Here is a 22,342-nt window from a genome sequence, read left to right as displayed (position 1 = left end):
GCCGCTATGCGATATGTGCAACGACCGGGTCTGATTGCGTGACAAAAATGTCGTGTTAGGCCCGCGAATCGTCGAATACGGGCCCTTGGCTCAGCGCCAGTCGCCCAAGGCCGCCTGCCATAGCGCCAGCGCCGCGACCGCTGCCGTATCGGCGCGCAGGATTCGTGGCCCCAGGCTGACCGGCGTCACATAAGGCAGCGACCGCAGATGCGCGCGCTCGGTGGCGGAAAACCCGCCCTCGGGGCCGATCAGGATGGCCCAAGGGCCGCTCGCCAGCCCGGCCAGCGTCTGCGCGGGCCCGGCCAGAGCCTCATCCGCCCAGAGGATCCGGCGCGTCCCATCCCAGCCATCCAGCAGGCGCGACAGCGGCGTCAGATCATCGACCTGCGGCACGAAAGTCCCGCCGCATTGTTCGGCAGCCTCGACGGCATGGGCCTGCAGGCGGTCCTGCCGGATACGTTCGGAATTGGTGTGATCGGTCTGCACCGGCAAGATGCGGGCGGCGCCCATTTCAGCGGCTTTTTCCACGATGAAATCGGTGCGGGCCTTCTTGATGGGGGCAAAGCATAGCCACAGATCAGGCGGGTTCTGCTGGTCGCCCGACTGTTCCACCGGCATGACGCTGCCGCCGCGTTTGCCGACCTGATCCAGTTCCGCCAGCCATTCGCCATCACGGCCATTGAAGACCTTGATCCGGTCGCCGGCCTTCTGGCGCATGACGCCAGACAGGTAATGGGCTTGTCCGGCCTCAAGCGGGACGGGTTGTCCAGCAGCCAAGGGGTGATCTATGTAAAGTCTGATTTTTGCCATGATGGGTGCGACGCTATGCAAAGCCAGACCGAAAGGCCAGATGCCGTCATCGACGCGCCCAAGGGAAATTGGGTGGACCGATATGCCCCCCCGCGGACGCGACCATGGCTGCGCATGTCGCGGGCCGACCGGCCCATCGGGACATGGCTGCTGCTGTTGCCCTGCTGGTGGGGGATCGGGCTGGCGATGATGGCCGATGCGCCGCGCTGGTTCGACCTGTGGATCGCGCTGGCCTGTGCCATCGGCGCCTTCGTCATGCGCGGCGCGGGGTGCACCTGGAACGACATCACCGACCGCGACATCGACGCGCAGGTGGCGCGGACGCGGTCGCGGCCCCTGCCCTCGGGTCAGGTGTCGCTGCGCGGGGCCTATGTCTGGCTGGCCGCGCAGGGGTTGCTGGGGTTGGTGATCCTGCTGACCCTTGGAAAGGCGGCGGTTTGGATGGGTGTAGCGTCGCTGGCGTTGGTGGCGATCTATCCCTTTGCCAAGCGGTTCACCTGGTGGCCGCAGATCTTCCTGGGGCTGGCCTTCAACTGGGGCGTGATGCTGGCCTATGCCGCGCATATGGGTCGCGTCGATGTGGCCCCCGTGGTCGCATGGCTGGGCGCGATCGCCTGGACGATCTTTTACGACACCATCTATGCCCATCAGGACGCCGAAGATGACGCCATAATCGGCGTGAAATCCACTGCGCGTCTGTTCGGGGACAACAGCCCGCGGATCCTTGCGGGCTTTGCCATTCTGGCCGTCGTCGTGCTGGGCGTGGCCACTGCCCTTCCCGGTCGCAATCTGTTGATAGCTTGGGCAGGGCTGGCAGGTTTCGCCGCGCATCTGGCGTGGCAGCTGAAGAAATTCGAGCCCGATCAAGGGGATGTCTGCCTGCGCCTGTTCCGGTCTAACCGCGATGCGGGGCTGATCCTTGCGCTGTTTCTTGCCGTGGCCGGGTTGGCGTGATTGCGCCACGGGGGTGCGGGGGCTAAACCTTGCGCGCTTGCAACAGCCCAAGGTTTTCACGCATGGCATCCTCGCGCCGCCGACTTTCGACCACATTGGCAACCGTTCTGGTCCTTGGCGGGGCCGGTGGCCTGTGCTGGATCGGCGCCGAGGCGGCCGCGACCTTCATCGAGGAACGTGCCGCCCAGGACGTCGGCCTGGCCCTGCGCAGCGCCGGATATGGCTGGGCCGAGGTCTCGACGAACGGGTTGCGCGTCCGCCTGACCGGCACCGCCCCCACCGAGGTCGAGCGGTTCCGTGCCATGACCCAGGCCGCCAATGCCGTCGATGCCAGCCGCATCGTCGATGAGATGACCGTCGCCTCGGTCGAGGCGATGACGCCCCCCGCCTTCAAGGTCGAAATGCTCAGCAATGATCAGGGCATCTCGCTGATCGGGCTGGTCCCCGCCGCGACCGACCGCGATGCCATCCTGCGCGGGTTGCGGGGCGATGCCCCCGACGATCAGGTGACCGACCTGCTGGAAACCGCCGATTACGACGTGCCCGAGCTGTGGCAGGCCTCGGTCGATTTCGGGATCGAAGCGGCGCAACTGACCGATCAGGCCAAGGTCTCGATCGAGCCTGGGCTGGTCGTCGTCGCAGCTCTTGCCAAGGACCGCGAGGACAAGGGCCGGTTGGAGGCCGCGCTGCGTGACGCCCTGCCCAAAGGTGTGCGGCTGCAGACCAGCATCTCGGCCCCGCGTCCGGTCATCGCACCCTTCACGCTGCGCTTCGCCATCGACGACAAGGGTGCGCGTTTCGATGCCTGCGCCGCCGATGACGATGCCGCCCGCGACCGTATCATCAAGGCCGCCCGCACCGCGGGGCTGGAAAGAGGCGCCGATTGCACGCTTGGTCTTGGCGCACCCTCGCCCGAATGGGGCACCGCCGCCGAGGCCGCGATCATGGCCGTCGGTCAGTTGGGCGCGGGACAGGTGACGCTGTCGGATGCGGATGTGGCGCTGGTCGTGCCCGACGGGGTGGACCCCGACCGCTTCGACACCGCCGCGGGTGAATTGGAACAGGCACTGCCGCAGGGGTTCTCGCTGAAGGCCGTGCTGGAAAAGGCCCGCCCCAAGGACATGGGCCCCGCCATCTTCGAGGCGACCCTGACCGAAACCGGCAGCCTGTCGATGAAGGGCCGCATCGCCGATCAGCAGATGCGCGAGGCTGTCAACAGTTTTGCCACCTCGCGCTTCGATGTGACGCAAAGCGGGCTGCGCAGCGACCCCAACGTGCCGGGCGGCTGGACCGTCCGCGTGGTTGCCGCACTTGAGGCGATGGACGCCCTGCAATCTGGCAGCGTCCGCGTGACCCCCGATCTGCTGCAGGTCAGCGGCATGTCCGGCGACCCCAGTGCCACCGACCATGCCGCCGCCCTGCTGTCGGAACGGCTGGGGGCGGGGGCGCGCTATTCGCTGGCCATCGGCTATGACCGCCGCCTCGATCCGGCGCTTGGCCTGCCCGACGGCGACGAATGCGTGGCCCGTCTGAACACCGTCATGTCCGAAAGCGAAATCGGCTTCGAACCCAGCAGCAGCTCGATCGCGGGCGACCCTGCCCCGACGCTGGACCGACTGGCGCAGGCCATGTCCGAATGCGCCGAATTCCAGATCGAGGCGGGCGGGCATACCGATTCCCAAGGCTCGGACGGTTTCAACGCCGAGCTGTCGCGCGGTCGCGCTCAGGCCATCGTGGCCGCGATGAAGGGCGCGGGCATCGATGTCACCAATATGACCTCGCGCGGATATGGCGAAAGCCAGCCCATCGCCACCAATGATACCGAGGAAGGCCGCGAGGCCAACCGCCGGATCGAGTTCCGCCTGCTGTCCCCCCACCCGGTCCGCACCGATGCGCTGGTCACCCCTGCCGCCATCGCGGGCATCACCGGTCAGCAGCAGCCCGCGGAAACGCCCGAGCCGGTCGCACCCATGCAGGGACCGAACCTGCCGCAGGTGCAGGGCCCGAACCTGCCCGACCGCCCCGCCCTGATGCAGGGTCCGCAACTGCCGCGCAGCAACGATCAATCGGGCATGGCCCCGATGACCATCGGCGTCAGCGAGGAATTCGAGTCTCTGGACGCGCGCGAGGAAAACCTTAGGGTGCCCGTGCAGACCCCCGATGCCGATACGCCGCGTCCGGGTCCGCGCCCCGAAGATGTGGCCGAACGGGCTGCGAACCAAGAAGACGAAGCGAAGACCGAATGAACCGATCCGAATTCATTGCCGTGACCGCCGTGATCCTGTTCGGGGCCTTCGTCCTGGGATGGATCGCCAGCTGGCTGGTGCATCGCATCGCGCGCCCCGTGCGCGCCGACATGACCGAGCTGGACCACATGGCCCAGCAGATGCACGAGGCCGAAGAACAACGCGACAGCGCCGTCGCCCTGCTGGAACGGCGCGAGGCCGAACTGTCGTCGCAGCTGGCAGGTGCCCGCGCCGAGGCCGAGGCCGCGATGGACGGCCTGCGCGAAAGCCGCACCGAAGTCGAAGAACTGCGCGACTATATCGAGGCCAAGCTGGCCCGCCACTAGGCATGGAAAAAGGGGGCCGCACGGCCCCCTTTTAGCGTCAACTTGGTGGCGGGATCAGATCCCGGCTTCGATGATCGCCCGCGCCAGTACCGGCACCGTGTCGGTGTTCAGGCCCGCGATGTTCAGCCGCGAATCGCCCACCATATAGATGCCTGCGTCGCGCTTCAGCGTCTCGACCTGTTCGGTGGTGGCGCCAAGGCGTGAGAACATGCCGCGATGATGTTCGATGAAATCGAAACGGTCGCTGCCCGACAGCTGGCGCAGTTCGGACGCCAGCTGCGTGCGCAGGCCCAGCATGGTGTTGCGCACATCCTCCAGTTCAGCGGACCAGTCGCCGCGCAGGGCGTCGTCGGTCAGGATGGTGCTGACGATGCGCGCACCATGATCGGGCGGGAAGGAGTAGTTCTGGCGGTTCAGATAGGCCAGCGAGCCTTGGGTCAGGTCGCGCGTGGTCGTATTGTCCGTCAGCGCCATCAGGATGCCGGTGCGTTCGCGATAGATGCCGAAGTTCTTGCTGCAGGACGCGGCGATCAGCACCTGCGGCAGGCGCCTGGCGATCATGCGGGTCGCGGCGGCATCGGCGTCCAGACCGTCGCCGAAGCCCTGATAGGCCAAATCGATCAGCGGGATCGCCCCGGATTTTTCCAGAATGGCGGCGACTTCCTCGAACTGTTCCAGCGTCAGATTGGCGCCGGTCGGGTTGTGGCAGCAGCCGTGCAGCAGAACGATGTCGTCCTTCTTGGCCTTCGCCAGATCGGCCTTCATCGCCTCGAAATCGACGCCGCGCGTTTCGGCATCGAAATAGGCGTATTCCACGAAGGGCAGGCCCATGAACTTCATGATCGACAGGTGGTTCGGCCAGGTCGGGTTCGACACGAAGACCGTGACGTCGGGATTGGCCAGACGGGCCAGCTCAAGCGCCTGACGGATGGCACCGGTGCCGCCCACGGTGGCGACCGATGCCAGACGGTCGGCGGGCACTTCGCCCAAGACCATCTGGGCCATGGAATTGCGATACTCGGCCTCACCGGCAAGGCTGGTATAGGCCTTGGAGGTCTGGCTTTCCCAGATGCGATGCTCGGCCGCCTTGACCGCGCGCATGACCGGCGTGACGCCCTGCGGGTCCTTGTAGACGCCGACGCCAAGGTCGATCTTGCCCTGTCGGGTGTCGGCCTTGAATTCCTCGATCAGCATCAGGATCTTGTCGGGGGCTTGGGCTTTGAGGTTGGACAGCATCTTAGGCGTCTCCGGTTGCGATGTTCAGGTCGGCAAAGCTGCCCCATTCGGTCCAGCTGCCGTCGTAGAGTGAGTGTTTGCGATGCCCCAGCCGTTCCAGCGCCATCGACAGGATGGCCGCCGTCACACCGCTGCCGCAGGTGGTGATAGCTGGCTGGGTCAGATCGACACCGGCGGCATCGAAGCGGGCGCGCAGGGTGTCGGTATCGACCATTGTCCCATCGACATTGAACAGCTGCGGCCAAGGCAGGTTGCGCGATCCGGGGATATGGCCCGAACGCAGGCCCGCGCGCGGTTCAGGCGTTTCGCCGCGGAAGCGGTCGGGGCTGCGGGCGTCGATTATCTGGTGATCGCCCAGCTTGCTGGCCGCCGCCACCTGCGTCACGTCGCGCACAAGGCCCGCCTGACGCTGGACGGTGATGTGGCGGTCGCGCATGACGGGGGGCATGTCCTCGACCGGGCGGCCTTCGGCGCGCCATTTGGCGAAACCGCCATCCAGCACCGCGACATCGGTCTTGCCCATCAGCCGCATGGTCCACCAGACGCGGAAGGCGCTGTGGACGTCGGAATTGTCATAGATGACCATCTGATGCCCGTCGCCGATGCCCATCGCACGCATGCGGCTGATGAACATCTCGACCGGCGGGGCCATATGCGGCAGGGTGCTGCGCTTGTCGCTGATGGCGTCGATGTCGAAGAAACGGGCGGCGGGGATATGGGCCGCGTCATATTCGGCCCGCGCGTCGCGTCCGGCATCCGGCATGTGCCAGCTGGCATCGATGATCCGCAGATCGGGGTCGTTCAGATGCGCCGCCAGCCAGTCGGTCGAGACCAGAGTTTTCGGATCGTCCTGCATTGCGGCCCCCCTTGCTGCGCCGCCCCGATCTACAGGGCCAGCGCCTGCGCTGCAATGCCGCAAGGCCTAACCTTGCTTCAGAAGCCGCTGTTTCTGGCGTCCCCAGTCGCGCTTTGCACTGGTTTCGCGCTTGTCATGGTTCTTTTTGCCCTTGGCGATGCCGATCTTCAGCTTCACCATGCCGCGATGGTTGAAATACATCACCAGCGGAACAAGGGTCATGCCTTCACGGCCCGTGGCCTGCCACATGCGGGCCAGTTCGCGCTTGCTGACCAGCAGCTTGCGGCGGCGACGCGCCTCGTGGCCGAAGACGCCGGCGCGCAGCAGCGGCGCGATATAGCCGTTGATCAGCCACAATTCGCCATCCTCGACCGAGGCATAGCTTTCGGCGATGTTGGATTGGCCCACCCGCAGGGATTTCACCTCGGAGCCGGTCAGCATGATACCCACCTCGAGATCGCTCTCGATGAAGTAATCGAAACGTGCGCGCCGGTTCTCGGCGATCACCTTGTAGTTCTTGCTGTCATCGTCCTTCGCCATAACGCTGTCAGATAGGGTTGCGGGGCGGCTGTGTAAAGATGGACAGGACGTGGAAGGGAAAAAGACATGTTCGAACAGATCGCCATCGGGTCGCTGATGATGGTCGCCAGCGTCATCCTGTCGGGCATGACCTTCTGGCTGCTTGAACTGGCCTTCGCGCAGTCCGCCCATTGGTTGGTGCAGCCGCCCCACCGGCTCAAGCTGTTCGTGGTGGTCATCGGGACGGCGCTTGGGGTGATGGCCATGGTGACGCTGTCGGTCTGGCTGTGGGCGGTGGTCCTGTACCTGATGGGCCATTTCGCAGGGTTCGAGCCGGCGATGTATTTCACCTTGGTCACCTTCACCACGCTTGGTTATGGTGACGTGTTGATGCCCGCGGAGTGGCGCATCCTGGGCGGGCTGGTGGCCGTGAACGGGCTGGTGGTCTTTGGCCTGACCACCGCCATGATGGTCGAGGCCCTGCGCCATGTCCGCATCCGCCAGATCGAGTTCCTGAAGGGATGACCCGCACCATGAAACCCGGACCGCGCAACCTGATCACCGACGTGCCGGGACTGCATGTCGGCCACGCAGAGGACGACCGTCTGAAATCCGGCGTGACGGTGCTGACCGCCGATACGCCCTTCGCGGCGGGGGTGCATGTGATGGGCGGCGCCCCCGGCACTCGTGAGACCGACCTTCTGGCGCCCGACAAGCTGGTGCAGGCCGTCGATGCGCTGGTGCTGGCGGGCGGGTCCGCTTTCGGGCTGGCGGCCTGCGACGGGGTGGCGGATGCCCTGCGCCGCGCAGGGCGGGGCCATGCGGTCGGGCCGGTGCGCGTGCCCATCGTGCCGGGGGCGATCTGCTTTGACCTGCTGAACGGCGGCGACAAGGATTGGGAGGAAAACCCCTATCCCGCACTTGGCCGCCGTGCATGGCAGGAGGCCGGGCCCGACTTCGCCATTGGCAGCATCGGTGCGGGCACGGGGGCCATGACGGGGCGGCTGAAGGGCGGGCTGGGGTCGGCCTCGGCGGTGCTGGACAGCGGCGTGACGGTCGGGGCGCTGGTGGTGGTGAACGCGCTTGGTCACGCCAATGTCGACGGCAGCCGCCATTTCTGGGCCGCCCCGTGGGAGCTGGACGCCGAATTCGGCGGGCTGGGCCTGCCCGCGACCTTTCCCGCCGCTGCCGAGCCCATCCCCGGCAAGGCCTTGGGTCAGGCCACCACCATCGCCATCGTCGCCACAGATGCGGCGCTGGACAAGGCGGGGCTGCAACGGCTGGCAACGGTTGCCCATGACGGCATGGCCCGTGCGCTGGTGCCCAGCCATACGCTGCTGGATGGCGATCTGGTCTTTGCGGTCTCGACGGGGGCGCGGGGAATGGGGGATGATACGTCGATCCCCTTCGTGCTGGGTCATGCCGCCGCCTGCACGCTGGCCCGCGCCATCGCCCGCGCCGTCCATGCCGCCCGCCCGGCCCCAGGCGACCTGCAATCCTGCTGGTGCCAGATGCCGGAATAGGAAAAGGGCAGCGCATCGGTAAATGCGCCGCCCCCCACACAGAGAGAGTGATGGATCATCAAGAGGGAAGCCTGATGATTCCACCCCGAACGCATGCCAGCCTGATCCGGTTTCACCCAAAGTTGGAACGCGTCGGGACACCGATGGTTATGCCTGACAGACAGCTGCCCAAACCCTGCGCAAGGATATTCCGATGACCACTGGCCAGACCGACCTCAAGACGCTGCTTGCCGACCCCTCGTTGCTGGAAACGCGTGCCTTCGTGGCGGGCGAATGGATGGATGCGCCGGATGGCGCGACCTTCGATGTCATCAACCCCGCACGCGGCGACGTCGTCGCGAAGGTCGCCGACATGGGCCGCGATCAGGTCGCCCGCGCCATCGACGCCGCCGAGACTGCGATGAAGGATTGGGCCGCCCGCCCCGCCAAGGAACGCGCCCAGGTGATGCGTCGCTGGTACGACCTGATGATGGAGAACCAGAACGACCTCGGCATGATCATGACCGCCGAACAGGGCAAACCCCTGCCCGAGGCCAAGGGCGAGATCGCCTATGGTGCCGGTTTCATCGAATGGTTCGGCGAAGAGGCCAAGCGCGTCTATGGCGAAACCATCCCCGGCCATCAGGCCGACAAGCGCCTGACCGTGATCCGTCAGCCCATCGGCGTTGTGGGAAGCATCACCCCTTGGAACTTCCCGAACGCCATGATCGCCCGCAAGGCCGGCCCCGCGCTGGCCGTCGGCTGCGGTTTCGTCGCGCGCCCTGCCCGCGAAACGCCGCTGTCGGCGCTGGCCATGGCGGTTCTGGGCGAACGCGCGGGGCTGCCCAAGGGCATCCTGTCGGTCGTCACTTCGTCGAAATCCAGCGAGGTCGGCAAGGAATTCTGCGAAAACCCCAAGGTCCGCAAGCTGACCTTTACCGGCTCGACCGAGGTAGGCCGCATCCTGCTGCGTCAGGCCGCGGATCAGGTGATGAAATGCAGCATGGAGCTGGGCGGCAACGCGCCCTTCATCGTCTTCGACGACGCCGATCTGGATGCCGCCGTTGAAGGAGCGATGGCGTCGAAGTTCCGCAACAACGGCCAGACCTGCGTTTGCGCCAACCGCATCTATGTCCAAGCCGGGGTCTATGACGCATTCGCCGAAAAGCTGGCGGCGGCGGTGAACAAGCTGAAGGTCGGTGACGGGCTGGAAGACGGCGTCACCACCGGCCCGCTGATCAATCAGGACGCGGTCGAGAAGGTGCAGGAACACATCCGCGACATTACCGACAAGGGCGGCAAGGTGCTGACCGGCGGCAAGCAGATCGAGGGGCTGTTCTACGAGCCGACCGTCGTGACCGGCGTCACCGACGACATGAAGGTCGCGCATGAGGAAACCTTCGGCCCCTTGGCCCCCCTGTTCAAGTTCGACACCGAGGAAGAGGCCATCGCCAAGGCCAACGACACGATCTTCGGTCTGGCGTCCTATTTCTATGCCCGCGACATCGGCCGCATCACCCGCGTGCAGGAAGGTCTGGAATACGGCATCGTCGGCGTGAACACCGGCCTGATCTCGACCGAGGTGGCACCCTTCGGCGGCGTCAAGCAGTCGGGGCTGGGCCGCGAGGGCAGCCATCACGGCCTCGATGATTATCTGGAAATGAAATACATCTGCCTGTCGGTGTGACGCCCCTGTGACAGATTTCCCACAAGTTGACCCGACCACACAGTTTTCCGGGAACGCAAAACGCGGTCGGGACTTTAGCTGGTGAAGGGTCGCCAAAGAGGGTGGCCATATATTACGGATCAAGGGGACTACACATGGAAGGTATTGGCTGGATTCTCGCCATCATCTTGGGCGCTATCGCGGGCTGGATCGCCGAAAAGGTCATGAAGTCGGACATGGGCCTGCTGATGAACATCGTCGTCGGCATCATCGGCGCATTGGTCGGTAACTTCCTGTTCGACCTGATCATCGGCAGCAGCGCCGAGGGCAGCGTCATCGGTCAGCTGATCATCGCCGTCATCGGTGCCTGCATCCTGATCTGGGTCGTTCGCCTGGTGCGCGGCCGCACCTGACCGCGGCAGATCCCGAAACGACAAAAGGCCGGCATTGCGCCGGCCTTTTTCATATCTGCGGGGTGTGACGGATCGCCTTAGCGGTCGTCGTCCTCGTCCTCATCCTTGCTGTCGGGCAGGTTGAAGAAGCTGTCGGCATCCAGCGGCGCTTCGGGCTTTTCGTCCTCGTCGCGGCTGAGGCTGAAGTTTTCCAGACCGGCGATCGACGACGGCATCCGCGGCTCTTCCGACATCGCCAGCGAGGTTTCAGTGCTGACCAGCTTGCGACGTTCGTCATCGGTCATCACGATGCCTTCGGCGGCGCGCTTCTTGGCGGCCTTCTGGACGGCGGCGTCCAGTTCGGTCTGACGGCACAGGCCCAGGGCGACCGGGTCGATCGGCTGGATGTTCTGGATGTTCCAGTGGGTCCGTTCGCGGATCGAGGCGATGGTCGGCTTGGTCGTGCCGACCAGCTTGGCGACCTGCGCATCGGCCAGCTCCGGGTGGAACTTGACCAGCCACAGGATGGCCGCGGGGCGGTCCTGGCGCTTGGACAGGGGGGTATAGCGCGGGCCGCGGCGCTTTTCCTCGCCTTCCGAAGCGGGGTTGTGCTTCAGACGCAGTTTATAGGTGGGGCTGGCCTCGGCACGTTCGATCTCGGCTGCATCCAGTTGAAGCGAGGCGATGGGGTCGAAGCCCTTCACGCCGGCTGCGACATCACCATCGGCGATGCCTTGGACCTCAAGCTCGTGCAGACCGCAGAAATCACCGATCTGCTTGAAGCTCAGCGTCGTGTTATCGACCAGCCAGACGGCGGTGGCCTTGGCCATCAGCGGCTTGCTCATGTCAGTCTCCTTCGCATGTCTGTCCCGAACATAGGGGCTTACGCCGGAAAAACGGCTTTGGCGGGCGCCATTCCACGTTCTCGGGGGGGGAATTGCCGCGTGATATAGCGTTTCCGGGCCGCAGAGAAAAGAGGATTCGCGCAGATGACGGATGCAAGGACGTCCGGCCCGCGCTAACCTGACGCCATGCGTGCATTCATCCTTGCCCTTGCGGCCCTGCTAACACCCCTGCCCCTGGCCGCCCGCGACGTGGCGGGGCAGTTCGACTATTACGTTCTGGCGCTAAGCTGGCAACCGTCATGGTGCGCCAGCACCGGCGACGGCCGCGATGCCCCCGAATGCGATCCGGGCACCGGCCGCGACTTCAGCGTTCACGGGCTTTGGCCGCAATATGAAGACGGCTGGCCCGATTACTGCAACACCCGCGAACGCGACCCGTCGCGGCGTGAAAGCCAGATGATGGCAGATGTCATGGGATCCGGCGGGCTGGCGTGGCACCAGTGGCAAAAGCACGGGCGCTGCACGGGGTTATCGGCGGCGGATTACTATCAGGCGACCCGAGACGCACTGGCGTCCATCCAGATCCCTGCGGTCTTCGACGATCTGTCACGCGACGTTAGCGTGCCGCCCCCGATCATCGAGGAAGCCTTCATCAAGGCGAACCCCGACCTGTCCCGCGACGGCATCACCATATCCTGCCGCGACGACGCCCTGACCGAGGTGCGGATCTGCCTGACCCGCGACCTGCAGCTGCGCGATTGCGCCCCCGATGCCCGCCGCGATTGCAGCCGCCGCAGTATCCTGATGGAACAGGTGCGCTGACGGGCCTCGGGGCCAGGATCAGGCCTCGCCTGCCACCTTCAGGACGATCTTGCCGATGTGGCCGCTGGTCTCCATCCGGCGATGGGCATCGGCGGCATCGGCCAGGTCGAATTCGCTGTCGATGGTGACGGCCACGGAACCTGCCGCGATCATCGGCCACAGCTTCTTGCGGATCTCGTCGGCGATCTCGGCCTTGGCGACGTCGGATTGCGGACGCAGGGTCGATCCTGTGACGGTCAGGCGGTTCATCATGATATGGGCGAAGTTCAGCTCGACCTTGGGGCCTTCAAGGAAGGCGATCATCACCAGCCGCCCGTCCTTGGCCAGGCTGCTGATGTTGCGCGGGATATAGCTGCCGCCCACCATGTCCAGGATCAGATCCGCCCCGCCGGCCTCGGCCAGCACCTTGGTGAAATCCTGTTCCTTGTAGTTGATGGCCGTGGCGCCCAGATCGCGGATCGCCTGGCATTTGTCGGCGCTGCCTGCGGTGGCAAAGACGCGGGCGCCAAGCGCATGGGCGATCTGAATGGCCATCATGCCGATGCCCGACGTGCCGCCATGGACCAGGAAACGCTCGCCCCCGGTCAGATGGCCGCGCTGGACGACGTTCGACCAGACGGTGAAGGCGGTTTCCGGCAGGCAGGCGCCCTCTTTCATGGACAGGCCCTCGGGGATGCGCAGGGCGTGGTCGGCGTGGCAGACGGCGTATTCGGAATAGCCGCCACCGGGCAGCAAAGCGCAGACCTTTTCGCCCTTCTTCCAGCGGGTGACGCCTGCACCGATGCCCACGATCTCGCCCGAGGCTTCCAGGCCGGGCAGATCGGACGCCCCCGGCGGCGGCGCATAGGCGCCGGCGCGCTGCAGGCAGTCGGGGCGGTTCACGCCGGCATAGGCGATCTTGATCAGGATCTGGTCGTGGCAGGGAACGGGCACGGGGCGCGTCACCTTGCGCAGCACATCGGGTCCGCCGGCCGAGGCGATCTCGATCGCGGTCATCGAATCAGGGAACATGGTCTCTCCTTAGTGGGTCTTGCCGGGCAGCGGTTTCGCGCGAGGTGCCCGGATCCAGCCGAAGGCGGCCTTGGTCAAACCTTCGGCCCCCGGCAGACTACGCAGACGCGCCTTGATAGTTTCAAAATTCATCACCCCGTCGATGCGGCGATCGATGAAGGCGCGGGTCTGGGTCTGCTGGGGCGAATCGTCGCCCAGCCAGAACAGCACGCTGGCCGAGATCACCGCCGAGAGCGTCGCCCGCTTGGAGTACCAGTTCACGTCGTCGGACCGATCGCCAAGGCCCGTCCAGATGACATCAGCGGTTTCCCAGACCAGGCGCGCCGCCAGCGCGGCATTCTGCGGCAGGGCCAGCGTCGATGCACCCGCGCGCACCAGTTCCGGGTCGACCAGATCCAGCCTGCGCCAGACGGCCTGCGCCACGCGGTCACGAAAGCGGCCTTCTGGCGGGGATTCGGCCAGCGATTCCCGCAGCTTGTCATCCGCGCGGCGGTGATAGGCGGCGGCCAGACCCGCGCCGCCTTGCGGGAAATGCACCCGCACCAGGGCGGGCGACATGCCGATGTCGCGCGCGCCCGCCAGCAGGGCGGCGTCGTTCATCCCCTCGAACGGGACATGGATCAGGGCGGCATCAAGAAGGGCTTCGCGGTCGGTCTGGGTCATGGCACACCTATCTGGACAAACGCGCCCACGGCTGTTAGGGGGACGCTTCCTGCAATCTTGCAACTCTAACCTAGGAAGGTGGTGACAACCACATGCAGGTCAATGTTCGCGACAACAACGTCGAGCAAGCGCTCCGCGCCCTGAAGAAAAAACTTCAGCGCGAAGGTGTCTTCCGTGAAATGAAGCTTCGGCAACATTTCGAGAAGCCGTCGGTCAAGAAAGCCCGTGAAAAGGCCGAGGCCGTTCGCCGTGCCCGCAAGCTGGCCCGTAAAAAGGCACAGCGCGAAGGCGCGCTGTAAGACGACGCGTTCAGCGTTATCGAAAAACCCCCGCGGCGTCATGTCGCGGGGGTTTTACGTTGTGATCACAGTGCATTCCGGGGCATCGGCAGCGTGCCGCGGTTATAGTCGGTCCAATCCGTGATCTCGGGATAGAACTGCTTGCGCCATGCACGCACGCGCGGGTTCATCCGACGCCGCCACAGGGGCGGCACCATTGCCACGAAGGTCATCGCGGGATAGCCGAAGGGCAGCTGCGGCGCCTGATCCTTGCCATAGGTCTGCAACAGCGGAAATCGGCGGTCGGGCTTGTAGTGATGGTCGGAATGACGCTGCAGGTTGATCAGCAGCCAGTTCGACCCGGTGTGGCTGGCGTTCCAGCTGTGGCGCGGCAGGATATGTTCGTACCGCCCATCCCCCAGATGCTTGCGCGACAGGCCATAGTGTTCGACGTAATTCGTCAGCTCCAGCTGCCAGACGGCAATGAAGGCCTGAGATGCGAACAGCCCCAGCCCCGCCCAACCGCCAAGGATCAGCGCCAGCGCCAGCATCCCCGCCTGCAACGCGGCATATCGCCAGAACGGGTTTCGCCGGTCCCAAGCGCTGCGTTTGGCGCGGGCCAGCATGCGGGTTTCGGCACGCCACGCGCTGCGCGGACCATCGGACAGGACGCGGATAAAGAAGCGGTGGAAGCCTTCGTTATAGCGCGCCGATACCGCATCACGCGGGGTCGAAACCCAGGAGTGATGCACCAGCAGATGTTCGGTCCGGAAATGCGAATAAAGCACGCTGGCCAGCAGCAGATCACCCAGCCAACGTTCCAGCGCGGTTTTCTGGTGCAGCAGTTCATGCGCATAGACGATGCCGATGCTGCCCGACAGCACGCCGATGCCGAAGAAGAGGCCCAGCTGTTCCCAGCCAGTCAGATGCCCCGTCGCACGCACATACCAGATGGACCCGAAGATTGCGGCGAATTGCAGCGGGAACCAGATGATGGTGATGGCGCGGTGCCAGAACAGTTGCGCGGTGTCGGTCTGCGGATCGGGGTTTTCGTCGTTCAGTCCAAGGATGCTGTCCAGTATCGTGGTCAGATACCACGCATAAAGCGGCAGCAGCGCCCACCACATGCCGCCCCTGATGGCAGCCAAGGCCACCAGCGGGATCATCAGCGCGGACATCCAGAAAGGTGCTGCAGGGGGAAGTTTTCCGGGGGGTGAATCGGTCATGCCTGCGATGCTACGCGGCGATGTCGCCTTGCGCCATATCCCAGACCTTGCGCATCAGCCGCGGAAGGGCGTCGCGGTCGATCTGTCGCAGGGGGATCAGCTGTCCGCGTTCGGGATTGCCGGTCAGATCCCCGATCATCACCGTCAGCGTCAGGCTGAAATGGGTGAAGACATGGCGCACCTCGCCGATGGCCCGCCAATCCGCCGGGCCGGGGGGCGGCAGATCGCGCCCGTCCCACCCCGCCGAGGGGAAACCGGTCGTGCCCCCCAGCAGGCCCTTGGCCGGGCGTTCCTCCAGCAAGATGCTGTCACCGGTGCGGGCGATCCACGCGATGCCGGTGCGTTCGGGCTTGGGGGCCTTGGGGGTCTTCGCGGGCAGTTCGGGGGCGATGCCTTGCGCACGGGCGTCGCAGGATGCGGTCAGCGGACAGATGACGCAGGCGGGCTTGCGCGGGGTGCAGATCGTCGCGCCCAGATCCATCATCGCCTGTGCGTAATCGCCGGGACGGGTTTGCGGCGTCAGCGTTTCCGCCAGCGCCGTCAGTTCCGGCTTGGCACGCGGCAGTGGCGTGCGGACGGCGAACAAACGCGAGACCACGCGCTCCACATTCCCGTCCACCACGGTTTCCGGCAGGTCGAAGGCGATGGATGCGATCGCCGCCGAGGTATAGGGCCCCACCCCCGGCAGTTCACGCAGACCCTCGCGCGTTGTCGGAAACGCGCCGCGTTCGGCCACCTCGCGTGCGCAGGCCAGCAGGTTGCGGGCGCGGGCGTAATAGCCAAGCCCCGCCCATTCGCCCATCACCTGCGCATCGGGCGCCGCGGCCAGGTCGTGAACGGTGGGCCAGATGCGCGTAAATCGAAGGAAGTATTCCTTGACGGCAGCCACGGTCGTCTGCTGCAACATCACCTCGGACAACCACACGCGATAGGGGTCGGCGGGCGCGCCGCCCGGCGGCACGCGCCACGGCAAGACGCGGGCGTGGCGGTCGTACCAGTCGAGCAAAGTCTCTGCGATCACCTTGCTGTCACGCAATTATGTGGCCTCGTGTGAATGGGTGCGCTTTCATCCTTGCCGATGGCTGGCTAAGACTATGGGCGTGATAACAGATCATGGAACGATGGCACAGGCACCCGGATCCACATATTCCAAGACCCGTCGTCGCAGCCGCGGCTTTCAGGCGGCGTCCTCGCTGCTGGCGGACCGCGTGCAGAAGGCGGCCGAGGGTCGCGGCTTTGCCGTCGCCCGCCTGCTGACCCATTGGGCTGAAATCGCCGGCCCCCAGCTGGCCGCAGCCACCCGCCCCGTCAAGATCAGCCACAGCCGTGGCGCCTTCGGGGCGACGCTGACCTTGCTGACCACCGGCCCGATGGCCCCCATGGTCGAAATGCAGCTGCCGATGCTGCGCGACAAGGTGAACGCCTGCTATGGCTATAACGCCGTCCAGCGGATCACCCTGACACAGACCTCGGCCAGCGGCTTTGCCGACGGCCACGCCAGTTTTTCCCGCGCGCCGAAAGCCGCCAAGGCCCCCGATCCCGCACGGGTCGAACAGGCCGATCGCGTTGGCGCGCAGTTTACCGACCCCACATTGGCGCAGGCCATGGCCACGTTGGCCCTGAACGTCGCCCAACGACAATCCCGCAAGACCTGATCTGAAAGACCCGAAAGGACTTCCTATGTTTCTCCGCTCTGCTGCGACCGTTTTTGCGCTGGCCTTTGCCGCCCCGGTGATGGCACAGGATGCCCCCGAAACCCTGCCCGATATCGCCCTGGGGTCGGAAGACGCGCCCCTGACCATTATCGAATATGCCAGCTTTACCTGCGGGCATTGCGCGAATTTCCACAGCGACGTCTATCCGGAGCTGAAGGCCGAATACATCGACACCGGCAAGGTCAAATTCGTCCAGCGCGACATCTATTTCGACCAACCGGGCCTCTGGGCAGGCATCATGGCCCGCTGCGGCGAGGGTGAGAAATTCTATCCCGTCGCTGACATGTTGTTCGACGAACAGCAGAAGTGGCTGTCGGGTGGATCGGGCGATGAAGTCGCTGCGAACCTGCGCAAGATCGGCCTGAAGGCCGGGATGACCGACGACCAGATGACCGCCTGCTGGGATGACACCGCCAAGGTCGAACAGTTGATCGCGACCTTCCAGGCCAATGCGACGGCTGATGATATCCAGGCGACGCCGACCTTCATCATCGGTGACGAAACCGTTCCGAACCAGTCGTGGGACGGCATGAAGAAGATCATCGACGACAAGCTGGCCGAAGCGGAAGCCGAAGCCGCCGATCAGTGACGACCCCTCTGGCCGGCCTGAAGGTAGTCGAGCTTGCGCGCATCCTGGCTGGCCCCTGGGCCGGTCAGATCCTGTCCGATCTGGGCGCGCAGGTCATCAAGGTCGAATCCCCCCAAGGCGACGACACGCGCCGTTGGGGGCCGCCCTTCATCGACCATCAGGGCGACCGAAGCGCCGCCTATTTCCACGCGGCCAATCGCGGCAAGCAATCGGTGATTGCCGATTTCACCACGCCCGAGGGCCAGCGCAAGGTCCGCGATCTGGTGGCCGACGCCGATATCGTTATCGAGAACTTCAAGGTCGGCGGTCTGGCCAAATACGGTCTGGATCACGCCAGCCTGTCGGCGCTGAATCCGCGCCTGATCTATTGCAGCGTTACGGGGTTCGGGCAGACGGGCCCCTATGCCCATCGCGCGGGCTATGACTTCATCATCCAAGGCATGTCCGGCATGATGAGCGTGACCGGCGATCCCGCGGGCCAACCGCAGAAGGTCGGCGTCGCGGTCACCGACATCTTCACCGGCGTCTATGCCGCGGTCGGCATCCTTGCCGCCCTGCATCAACGGCAGCGGAGCGGACGCGGCCAGCATATCGACATGGCGCTGCTGGATGTCGCGACCTCGGTCATGGCGAACCAGGCGATGAACTATCTGGCGACCGGCGACGTGCCGACCCGCATGGGCAACGCGCATCCCAACCTGGTGCCCTATGCCGTCTTCGACTGCGCCGACGGCTGGATCATCATCGCCACGGGCAATGACGCCCAGTATCGCAGGTTATGCGCCGTGCTGGGACTGCCCGCGCTGGCCGATGCGCCGGCCTATGCGACGAACGCCGACCGCATCGCGAACCGGCAGGCTCTGACCGAACTGCTGTCCTCGGTCACCGTCACATGGACCCGCGACCGCCTGCTGGCCGCGCTGGAGGATCAGGGTATCCCCGCCGGTCCCATCAACGACATGGCCGATGTCTTTGCCGACCCCCAGATCATCGCCCGCCAGATGCGCATTGATCCGCAGGGGGTACCAGGGGTGCGTCTGCCGATCAGCTTTTCGGACGCCCGTCTGGCGACCGACAGGGCATCGCCGGGGTTGGGCCAGGACGACTGACACCCTTATCCCATGGGATTATTGATTTTTGCTTGCCGTGGCACCAAGCTGCGCATGCGGCGTCATGTCGCGACAAACAGTCAGGGACAGGACATCATGTTTCAGGAATTCAAGACCTTCATTGCCCGCGGCAACGTGGTCGAACTTGCGGTCGGCATCATCATCGGCGCGGCCTTCACCGCGATCGTGAATTCGATGGTGGTCGATCTGATCAACCCGATCATCGGTCTGCTGACCGGCGGCGTCGATTTCACCAACAAATATATTGTGCTGTCGGGCGACGTGCCCGCCGGGGCCAGCCTTGAGGCCGCGCGCGAATCCGGGGCGGCGATCTTTGCCTATGGCTCGTTCGTGATGGCGGTCATCAACTTCCTGATCATCGCATGGGTGGTCTTCCTGATCGTGCGCATGGTCAACCGCGTGCAAGCTCAGGTGTCGCCCGCCGAAATCGCCGCCGAGGAAGCCCCCGCCGGTCCCAGTCAGGAAGAGCTGCTGGCCCAGATCCGCGATCTGCTGGCCGCCCGCGCCTGATCCGAATGCCGCCGAACAACGGGCCGCGACTTGCGTCGCGGCCCGTTGCGTCACAGGTCCAGCAGGCTTTCGGGCGTGATCGCCTGCAACCCAAGCGCCTGCCCCACCGGAACCGAGGTCAGCTGGCCCTCATGCGTGGACAGCCCCGCCCGCAGATGCGGATCATCGGTGACGGCCTGCCGCCAGCCCTTGTCGGCCAAAGCCAGCAAATGCGGCATGGTCGCATTGCCCAAAGCCTGCGTCGCCGTGCGCGCCACGGCGCCCGGCATGTTCGCCACGCAGTAATGCACGACGCCATCGACCTCGTAGATCGGGTCCTGATGAGTCGTGGCACGCGAGGTCTCGAAACAGCCACCCTGATCGATCGCCACATCCACCAGCACCGATCCCTGAGGCATCAGCGACAGCTGCGCGCGGCTGACCAGCTTGGGGGCCGCCGCACCGGGGATCAGCACCGCGCCGATGACCATATCGGCGGTGGTGATGGCAGCCTCGGTCGCAGCGGCGCTGGCGAATTGCGTGGTCAGCTTGCCCATGAAGACATCGTCGAGATAGGACAGTCGCGGCACCGACCGGTCCATCACCGTAACATTCGCTCCCATGCCCACGGCCACACGTGCCGCAGCCGCACCGACGACCCCGCCGCCGATGATGACGACATTCGCCGGACGCACGCCGGGCACGCCGCCCATCAGCACGCCACGTCCGCCATTGGCCTTTTGCAGCGCCCAAGACCCGACCTGCGGGGCCAGACGGCCCGCGACTTCGGACATGGGCGCCAGCAGCGGCAGACCGCCACGCGCATCAGTGACGGTTTCATAGGCGATGGCGGTGACGCCGCTGTCCAGCAGGTCGCGGGTCTGATCGGCATCGGGCGCCAGATGCAGATAGGTGAACAGGATCTGGCCCTTGCGCAGCATCTTGCGTTCGACGGCCTGCGGTTCCTTGACCTTGATGATCAGATCGGCCGCATCAAAAACGGCAGCGGCATCATCGGCGATCTCGGCACCGGCATTCAGGTAATCTTCGTCGGTGAAACCCGCGCCGATGCCTGCGCCGGTCTGGACCAGCACCTGATGGCCGCGGCCCACAGCCTCGGTTGCGGCGGCGGGGGTCAGGCCGACGCGGAATTCCTGTGGCTTTATTTCCTTGGGGCATCCGATCTTCATGGCACTCCTCCCAGAGTTCTTGATGATCACATCATGCGCGCGATCCATCGCAAGGTGCTGCGAAGTTGTCCGGCTGACGATGAAGCGGGGCGAAGAATCCGCTGGAATATCGCTGCCTTATCGAAGAACCTGCGCCTATGGCCGACCTTGACGCAATAGACCGCCGCATCCTTGCCCTTCTGCAGACCGAAGGGCGAATCAGCAATGCCGAGCTGGCCTTGCGGGTCCATTTGTCGCCATCCGCCTGCCACAGGCGCGTGCAGCGGCTTGAGGAGGCGGGCGTCATCTCGGGCTATGTCGCGCTTCTGGATGCGCGCGCCCTGCGCCGCCAGACCACGGTCTTCGTCGAAATCACACTGTCGGGTCAGGCGGATGAGGTATTGGACGCCTTCGAAAAGGGTGTGCGCGCCATTCCCGACGTGCTGGAATGCCACCTGATGGCGGGGACTGCCGATTACCTGCTGAAGATCGTGGTCGAGGATACCGACGATTTCGCCCGCATCCACCGCCAGCATCTGTCACGCCTGCCGGGCGTGGCGCAGATGCATTCCAGCTTTGCCCTGAGGACCGTCTTCCGCACCACCGCCATCCCGGTGTGAAAGGACCCGCCATCCGAAGATGACGGGTCAAGGTGGCCCCGCCGAAATGGCAGATGCGAGGCATGGCGAATGGGGATGTCGGGTCAGTTCGGGCGGGCGATCTCGCCTTCCATTTCAGCGCGGATCTGCTGGCGCAGGATGTCCAGCGGAATCATCTTTCCCTCGCGCCGGAAATGCCAATAGGTCCAGCCGTTGCAGCTGGGCGCGCCTTCCAGCGCGGCACCGACCTGATGGATGCTGCCCTTGACGTCATTGCCGATCAGGCTGCCGTCGGCGCGCACGCGGGCCTTGTGACGGTTGCCGATGGAAAACAATTCCTCGCCCGCGCGCAGCATGCCGCGCTCGATCACCTGACCGAAGGGGATGCGCGGTTCGGCCCGTTTGGCGCGGGTGGTGGCGATCACCTCGGCGTCCAGACGACGGGTGCGTTCCAGACGCTTGGTCGCCGCCTCGCGATAGGCTTCCTCGCGCTCGATGCCGATAAAGTCGCGGCCCAGCATCTTGGCAACCGCGCCTGTGGTGCCGGTGCCGAAGAAGGGGTCCAGCACGACATCGCCGGGATTGGTCGTGCCGATGATGACGCGGTGCAGCAGCGCCTCGGGCTTTTGGGTCGGATGGGCCTTTTCGCCCTTGCCGTCCTTCAGCCTTTCGCCGCCGTTGCAGATGGGAATGACCCAATCGCTGCGCATCTGCGTGCCTTCGTTCAGCGACTTCAGCGCCTCGTAGTTGAAGGTGTATTTCGACGTCTCGGATTTCGCCGCCCAGATCAGCGTTTCATGCGCGTTGGTCAGACGCTTGCCGCGGAAGTTCGGCATCGGGTTCGACTTGCGCCAGATCACGTCGTTCATGATCCAGAAACCCTGGTTCTGAATCTCGGCGCCGACGCGGAAAATGTTGTGATAGCTGCCGATCACCCAGATCGCGCCGTTCGGCTTCAGGATCCGCCGCGCAGCCGTCAGCCAATCGCGGGTAAAGCTGTCATAGATGGCAAAGCTGTCGAACTGGTCCCAATGGTCGTTGACGGCATCGACCTTGGAATTGTCGGGGCGATGCAGGTCGCCCTTCAGCTGCAGATTATAGGGCGGATCGGCGAAAATCAGATCGACGCTGGCTTCGGGCAGGGCATTCATCACCTCGATGCAATCGCCGGCCAGAATCTGGTTCAGCGGCAGCGACGGAGGCACGGAATCCGCACGCGGGCTTCTGGTTTTCGTCATTTTCTGCCTCTGGGAACGCCGGATTTTACCGATCTGGTGATCCCCCAAAATGATTCAGACG

Annotated in this window: 25 protein-coding genes; 14 read left to right on the top strand and 11 right to left on the bottom strand. The window is 65.0% G+C overall.

The annotated features are described in order from the left end of the window. Window positions 1-90: 90 nt before the first annotated feature. The gene (locus tag SJY40_RS00805; RefSeq protein WP_378941623.1) at window positions 91-810 is read right to left on the bottom strand and encodes a 16S rRNA (uracil(1498)-N(3))-methyltransferase; all 720 of its coding nucleotides are present in this window, start codon (window positions 808-810) and stop codon (window positions 91-93) included. A gap of 15 nt (window positions 811-825) precedes the next feature. On the opposite strand from SJY40_RS00805, the gene ubiA reads away from it, so the two are divergent. The 3 genes from ubiA (at window position 826) to SJY40_RS00790 (ending at window position 4,336) form a co-directional block, all read left to right on the top strand. After that, entirely contained in the window at window positions 826-1,764 is a 939-nt protein-coding gene (gene ubiA, locus SJY40_RS00800) for a 4-hydroxybenzoate octaprenyltransferase (protein ID WP_378941621.1), read from the top strand. Window positions 1,765-1,826: 62 nt separating this feature from the next. After that, window positions 1,827-4,010, top strand: coding sequence for an OmpA family protein (locus tag SJY40_RS00795; RefSeq protein ID WP_378941618.1), 2,184 nt, complete (start codon window positions 1,827-1,829; stop codon window positions 4,008-4,010). Beyond that, on the top strand, window positions 4,007-4,336 hold the full coding sequence (locus tag SJY40_RS00790) for a hypothetical protein (RefSeq protein WP_378941616.1): 330 nt from the start codon (window positions 4,007-4,009) through the stop codon (window positions 4,334-4,336). The genes SJY40_RS00795 and SJY40_RS00790 overlap by 4 nt, the downstream gene beginning before the upstream one ends. Window positions 4,337-4,390: 54 nt before the next feature. Here the strand turns inward: SJY40_RS00790 and SJY40_RS00785 are convergent, their stop codons facing one another. The 3 genes from SJY40_RS00785 to smpB form a co-directional block, all read right to left on the bottom strand. Further along, on the bottom strand, window positions 4,391-5,572 hold the full coding sequence (locus tag SJY40_RS00785) for an aromatic amino acid transaminase (protein WP_378941613.1): 1,182 nt from the start codon (window positions 5,570-5,572) through the stop codon (window positions 4,391-4,393). 1 nt (window position 5,573) lies between these two features. Then, a complete protein-coding gene (sseA, locus tag SJY40_RS00780) occupies window positions 5,574-6,428 on the bottom strand; it encodes a 3-mercaptopyruvate sulfurtransferase (protein WP_378941611.1) in 855 nt (284 codons plus the stop codon). Between the two features lie 66 nt (window positions 6,429-6,494). Then, window positions 6,495-6,968, bottom strand: a complete 474-nt coding sequence (gene smpB / locus SJY40_RS00775) for an SsrA-binding protein SmpB (RefSeq protein ID WP_072295768.1) — start codon at window positions 6,966-6,968, stop codon at window positions 6,495-6,497. 66 nt (window positions 6,969-7,034) lie between these two features. Between smpB and SJY40_RS00770 the strand changes: the two genes are divergently transcribed. The 4 genes from SJY40_RS00770 (at window position 7,035) to SJY40_RS00755 (ending at window position 10,528) form a co-directional block, all read left to right on the top strand. Then, window positions 7,035-7,472, top strand: a complete 438-nt coding sequence (locus tag SJY40_RS00770; protein WP_378941609.1) for an ion channel — start codon at window positions 7,035-7,037, stop codon at window positions 7,470-7,472. Window positions 7,473-7,480: 8 nt separating this feature from the next. Next, window positions 7,481-8,470, top strand: coding sequence for a P1 family peptidase (locus SJY40_RS00765; protein WP_378941607.1), 990 nt, complete (start codon window positions 7,481-7,483; stop codon window positions 8,468-8,470). 193 nt (window positions 8,471-8,663) lie between these two features. Beyond that, the gene (locus tag SJY40_RS00760; RefSeq protein ID WP_378941604.1) at window positions 8,664-10,136 is read left to right on the top strand and encodes an NAD-dependent succinate-semialdehyde dehydrogenase; all 1,473 of its coding nucleotides are present in this window, start codon (window positions 8,664-8,666) and stop codon (window positions 10,134-10,136) included. Window positions 10,137-10,270: 134 nt separating this feature from the next. Continuing rightward, a complete protein-coding gene (locus tag SJY40_RS00755; RefSeq protein ID WP_378941602.1) occupies window positions 10,271-10,528 on the top strand; it encodes a GlsB/YeaQ/YmgE family stress response membrane protein in 258 nt (85 codons plus the stop codon). Window positions 10,529-10,605: 77 nt separating this feature from the next. Here the strand turns inward: SJY40_RS00755 and SJY40_RS00750 are convergent, their stop codons facing one another. Continuing rightward, entirely contained in the window at window positions 10,606-11,352 is a 747-nt protein-coding gene (locus SJY40_RS00750) for a DUF1013 domain-containing protein (RefSeq protein WP_378941599.1), read from the bottom strand. Between the two features lie 186 nt (window positions 11,353-11,538). Between SJY40_RS00750 and SJY40_RS00745 the strand changes: the two genes are divergently transcribed. Beyond that, window positions 11,539-12,174 carry a ribonuclease T gene (locus tag SJY40_RS00745; protein WP_378941597.1) on the top strand — a complete coding sequence of 212 codons (636 nt, stop codon included), beginning with the start codon at window positions 11,539-11,541 and terminating at the stop codon, window positions 12,172-12,174. A gap of 18 nt (window positions 12,175-12,192) precedes the next feature. Here the strand turns inward: SJY40_RS00745 and SJY40_RS00740 are convergent, their stop codons facing one another. Both SJY40_RS00740 and SJY40_RS00735 read right to left on the bottom strand, forming a co-directional pair. After that, window positions 12,193-13,185, bottom strand: coding sequence for an NAD(P)H-quinone oxidoreductase (locus SJY40_RS00740; RefSeq protein ID WP_378941595.1), 993 nt, complete (start codon window positions 13,183-13,185; stop codon window positions 12,193-12,195). Between the two features lie 9 nt (window positions 13,186-13,194). Beyond that, window positions 13,195-13,848, bottom strand: a complete 654-nt coding sequence (locus SJY40_RS00735; RefSeq protein WP_378941592.1) for a COQ9 family protein — start codon at window positions 13,846-13,848, stop codon at window positions 13,195-13,197. Window positions 13,849-13,940: 92 nt separating this feature from the next. Here SJY40_RS00735 and rpsU point away from each other — a divergent pair, with 92 nt between their 5' ends. Next, on the top strand, window positions 13,941-14,147 hold the full coding sequence (rpsU, locus tag SJY40_RS00730) for a 30S ribosomal protein S21 (protein WP_022705914.1): 207 nt from the start codon (window positions 13,941-13,943) through the stop codon (window positions 14,145-14,147). Window positions 14,148-14,212: 65 nt separating this feature from the next. Here the strand turns inward: rpsU and SJY40_RS00725 are convergent, their stop codons facing one another. Both SJY40_RS00725 and mutY read right to left on the bottom strand, forming a co-directional pair. Next, window positions 14,213-15,352, bottom strand: a complete 1,140-nt coding sequence (locus SJY40_RS00725) for an alkane 1-monooxygenase (protein ID WP_378941590.1) — start codon at window positions 15,350-15,352, stop codon at window positions 14,213-14,215. A gap of 10 nt (window positions 15,353-15,362) precedes the next feature. Beyond that, entirely contained in the window at window positions 15,363-16,388 is a 1,026-nt protein-coding gene (gene mutY / locus SJY40_RS00720) for an A/G-specific adenine glycosylase (protein WP_378941588.1), read from the bottom strand. Between the two features lie 85 nt (window positions 16,389-16,473). Between mutY and SJY40_RS00715 the strand changes: the two genes are divergently transcribed. The 4 genes from SJY40_RS00715 (at window position 16,474) to mscL (ending at window position 19,296) form a co-directional block, all read left to right on the top strand. Then, a complete protein-coding gene (locus tag SJY40_RS00715; RefSeq protein ID WP_378941586.1) occupies window positions 16,474-17,007 on the top strand; it encodes a DUF721 domain-containing protein in 534 nt (177 codons plus the stop codon). Between the two features lie 25 nt (window positions 17,008-17,032). Further along, entirely contained in the window at window positions 17,033-17,656 is a 624-nt protein-coding gene (locus tag SJY40_RS00710; RefSeq protein ID WP_378941583.1) for a DsbA family protein, read from the top strand. Beyond that, window positions 17,653-18,765, top strand: coding sequence for a CaiB/BaiF CoA transferase family protein (locus SJY40_RS00705; RefSeq protein ID WP_378941581.1), 1,113 nt, complete (start codon window positions 17,653-17,655; stop codon window positions 18,763-18,765). The genes SJY40_RS00710 and SJY40_RS00705 overlap by 4 nt, the downstream gene beginning before the upstream one ends. Window positions 18,766-18,861: 96 nt before the next feature. Next, window positions 18,862-19,296 carry a large conductance mechanosensitive channel protein MscL gene (gene mscL / locus SJY40_RS00700; RefSeq protein ID WP_378941578.1) on the top strand — a complete coding sequence of 145 codons (435 nt, stop codon included), beginning with the start codon at window positions 18,862-18,864 and terminating at the stop codon, window positions 19,294-19,296. A gap of 50 nt (window positions 19,297-19,346) precedes the next feature. On the opposite strand, the gene ald is transcribed toward mscL, so the two are convergent. Then, window positions 19,347-20,465, bottom strand: a complete 1,119-nt coding sequence (gene ald / locus SJY40_RS00695; protein WP_378941576.1) for an alanine dehydrogenase — start codon at window positions 20,463-20,465, stop codon at window positions 19,347-19,349. Window positions 20,466-20,602: 137 nt separating this feature from the next. Between ald and SJY40_RS00690 the strand changes: the two genes are divergently transcribed. Beyond that, entirely contained in the window at window positions 20,603-21,064 is a 462-nt protein-coding gene (locus SJY40_RS00690) for an Lrp/AsnC family transcriptional regulator (RefSeq protein ID WP_378941573.1), read from the top strand. A gap of 83 nt (window positions 21,065-21,147) precedes the next feature. Here the strand turns inward: SJY40_RS00690 and SJY40_RS00685 are convergent, their stop codons facing one another. Then, window positions 21,148-22,281, bottom strand: coding sequence for a site-specific DNA-methyltransferase (locus tag SJY40_RS00685; protein ID WP_378941571.1), 1,134 nt, complete (start codon window positions 22,279-22,281; stop codon window positions 21,148-21,150). Window positions 22,282-22,342: the final 61 nt, after the last annotated feature.

The sequence above is a fragment of the Paracoccus sp. R86501 genome, from assembly GCF_042466435.1.
Lineage (GTDB): Bacteria > Pseudomonadota > Alphaproteobacteria > Rhodobacterales > Rhodobacteraceae > Paracoccus.
The sequence above is the reverse complement of the archived record's forward strand: the minus strand, read 5'-3'. Positions and strand labels throughout refer to the sequence as shown.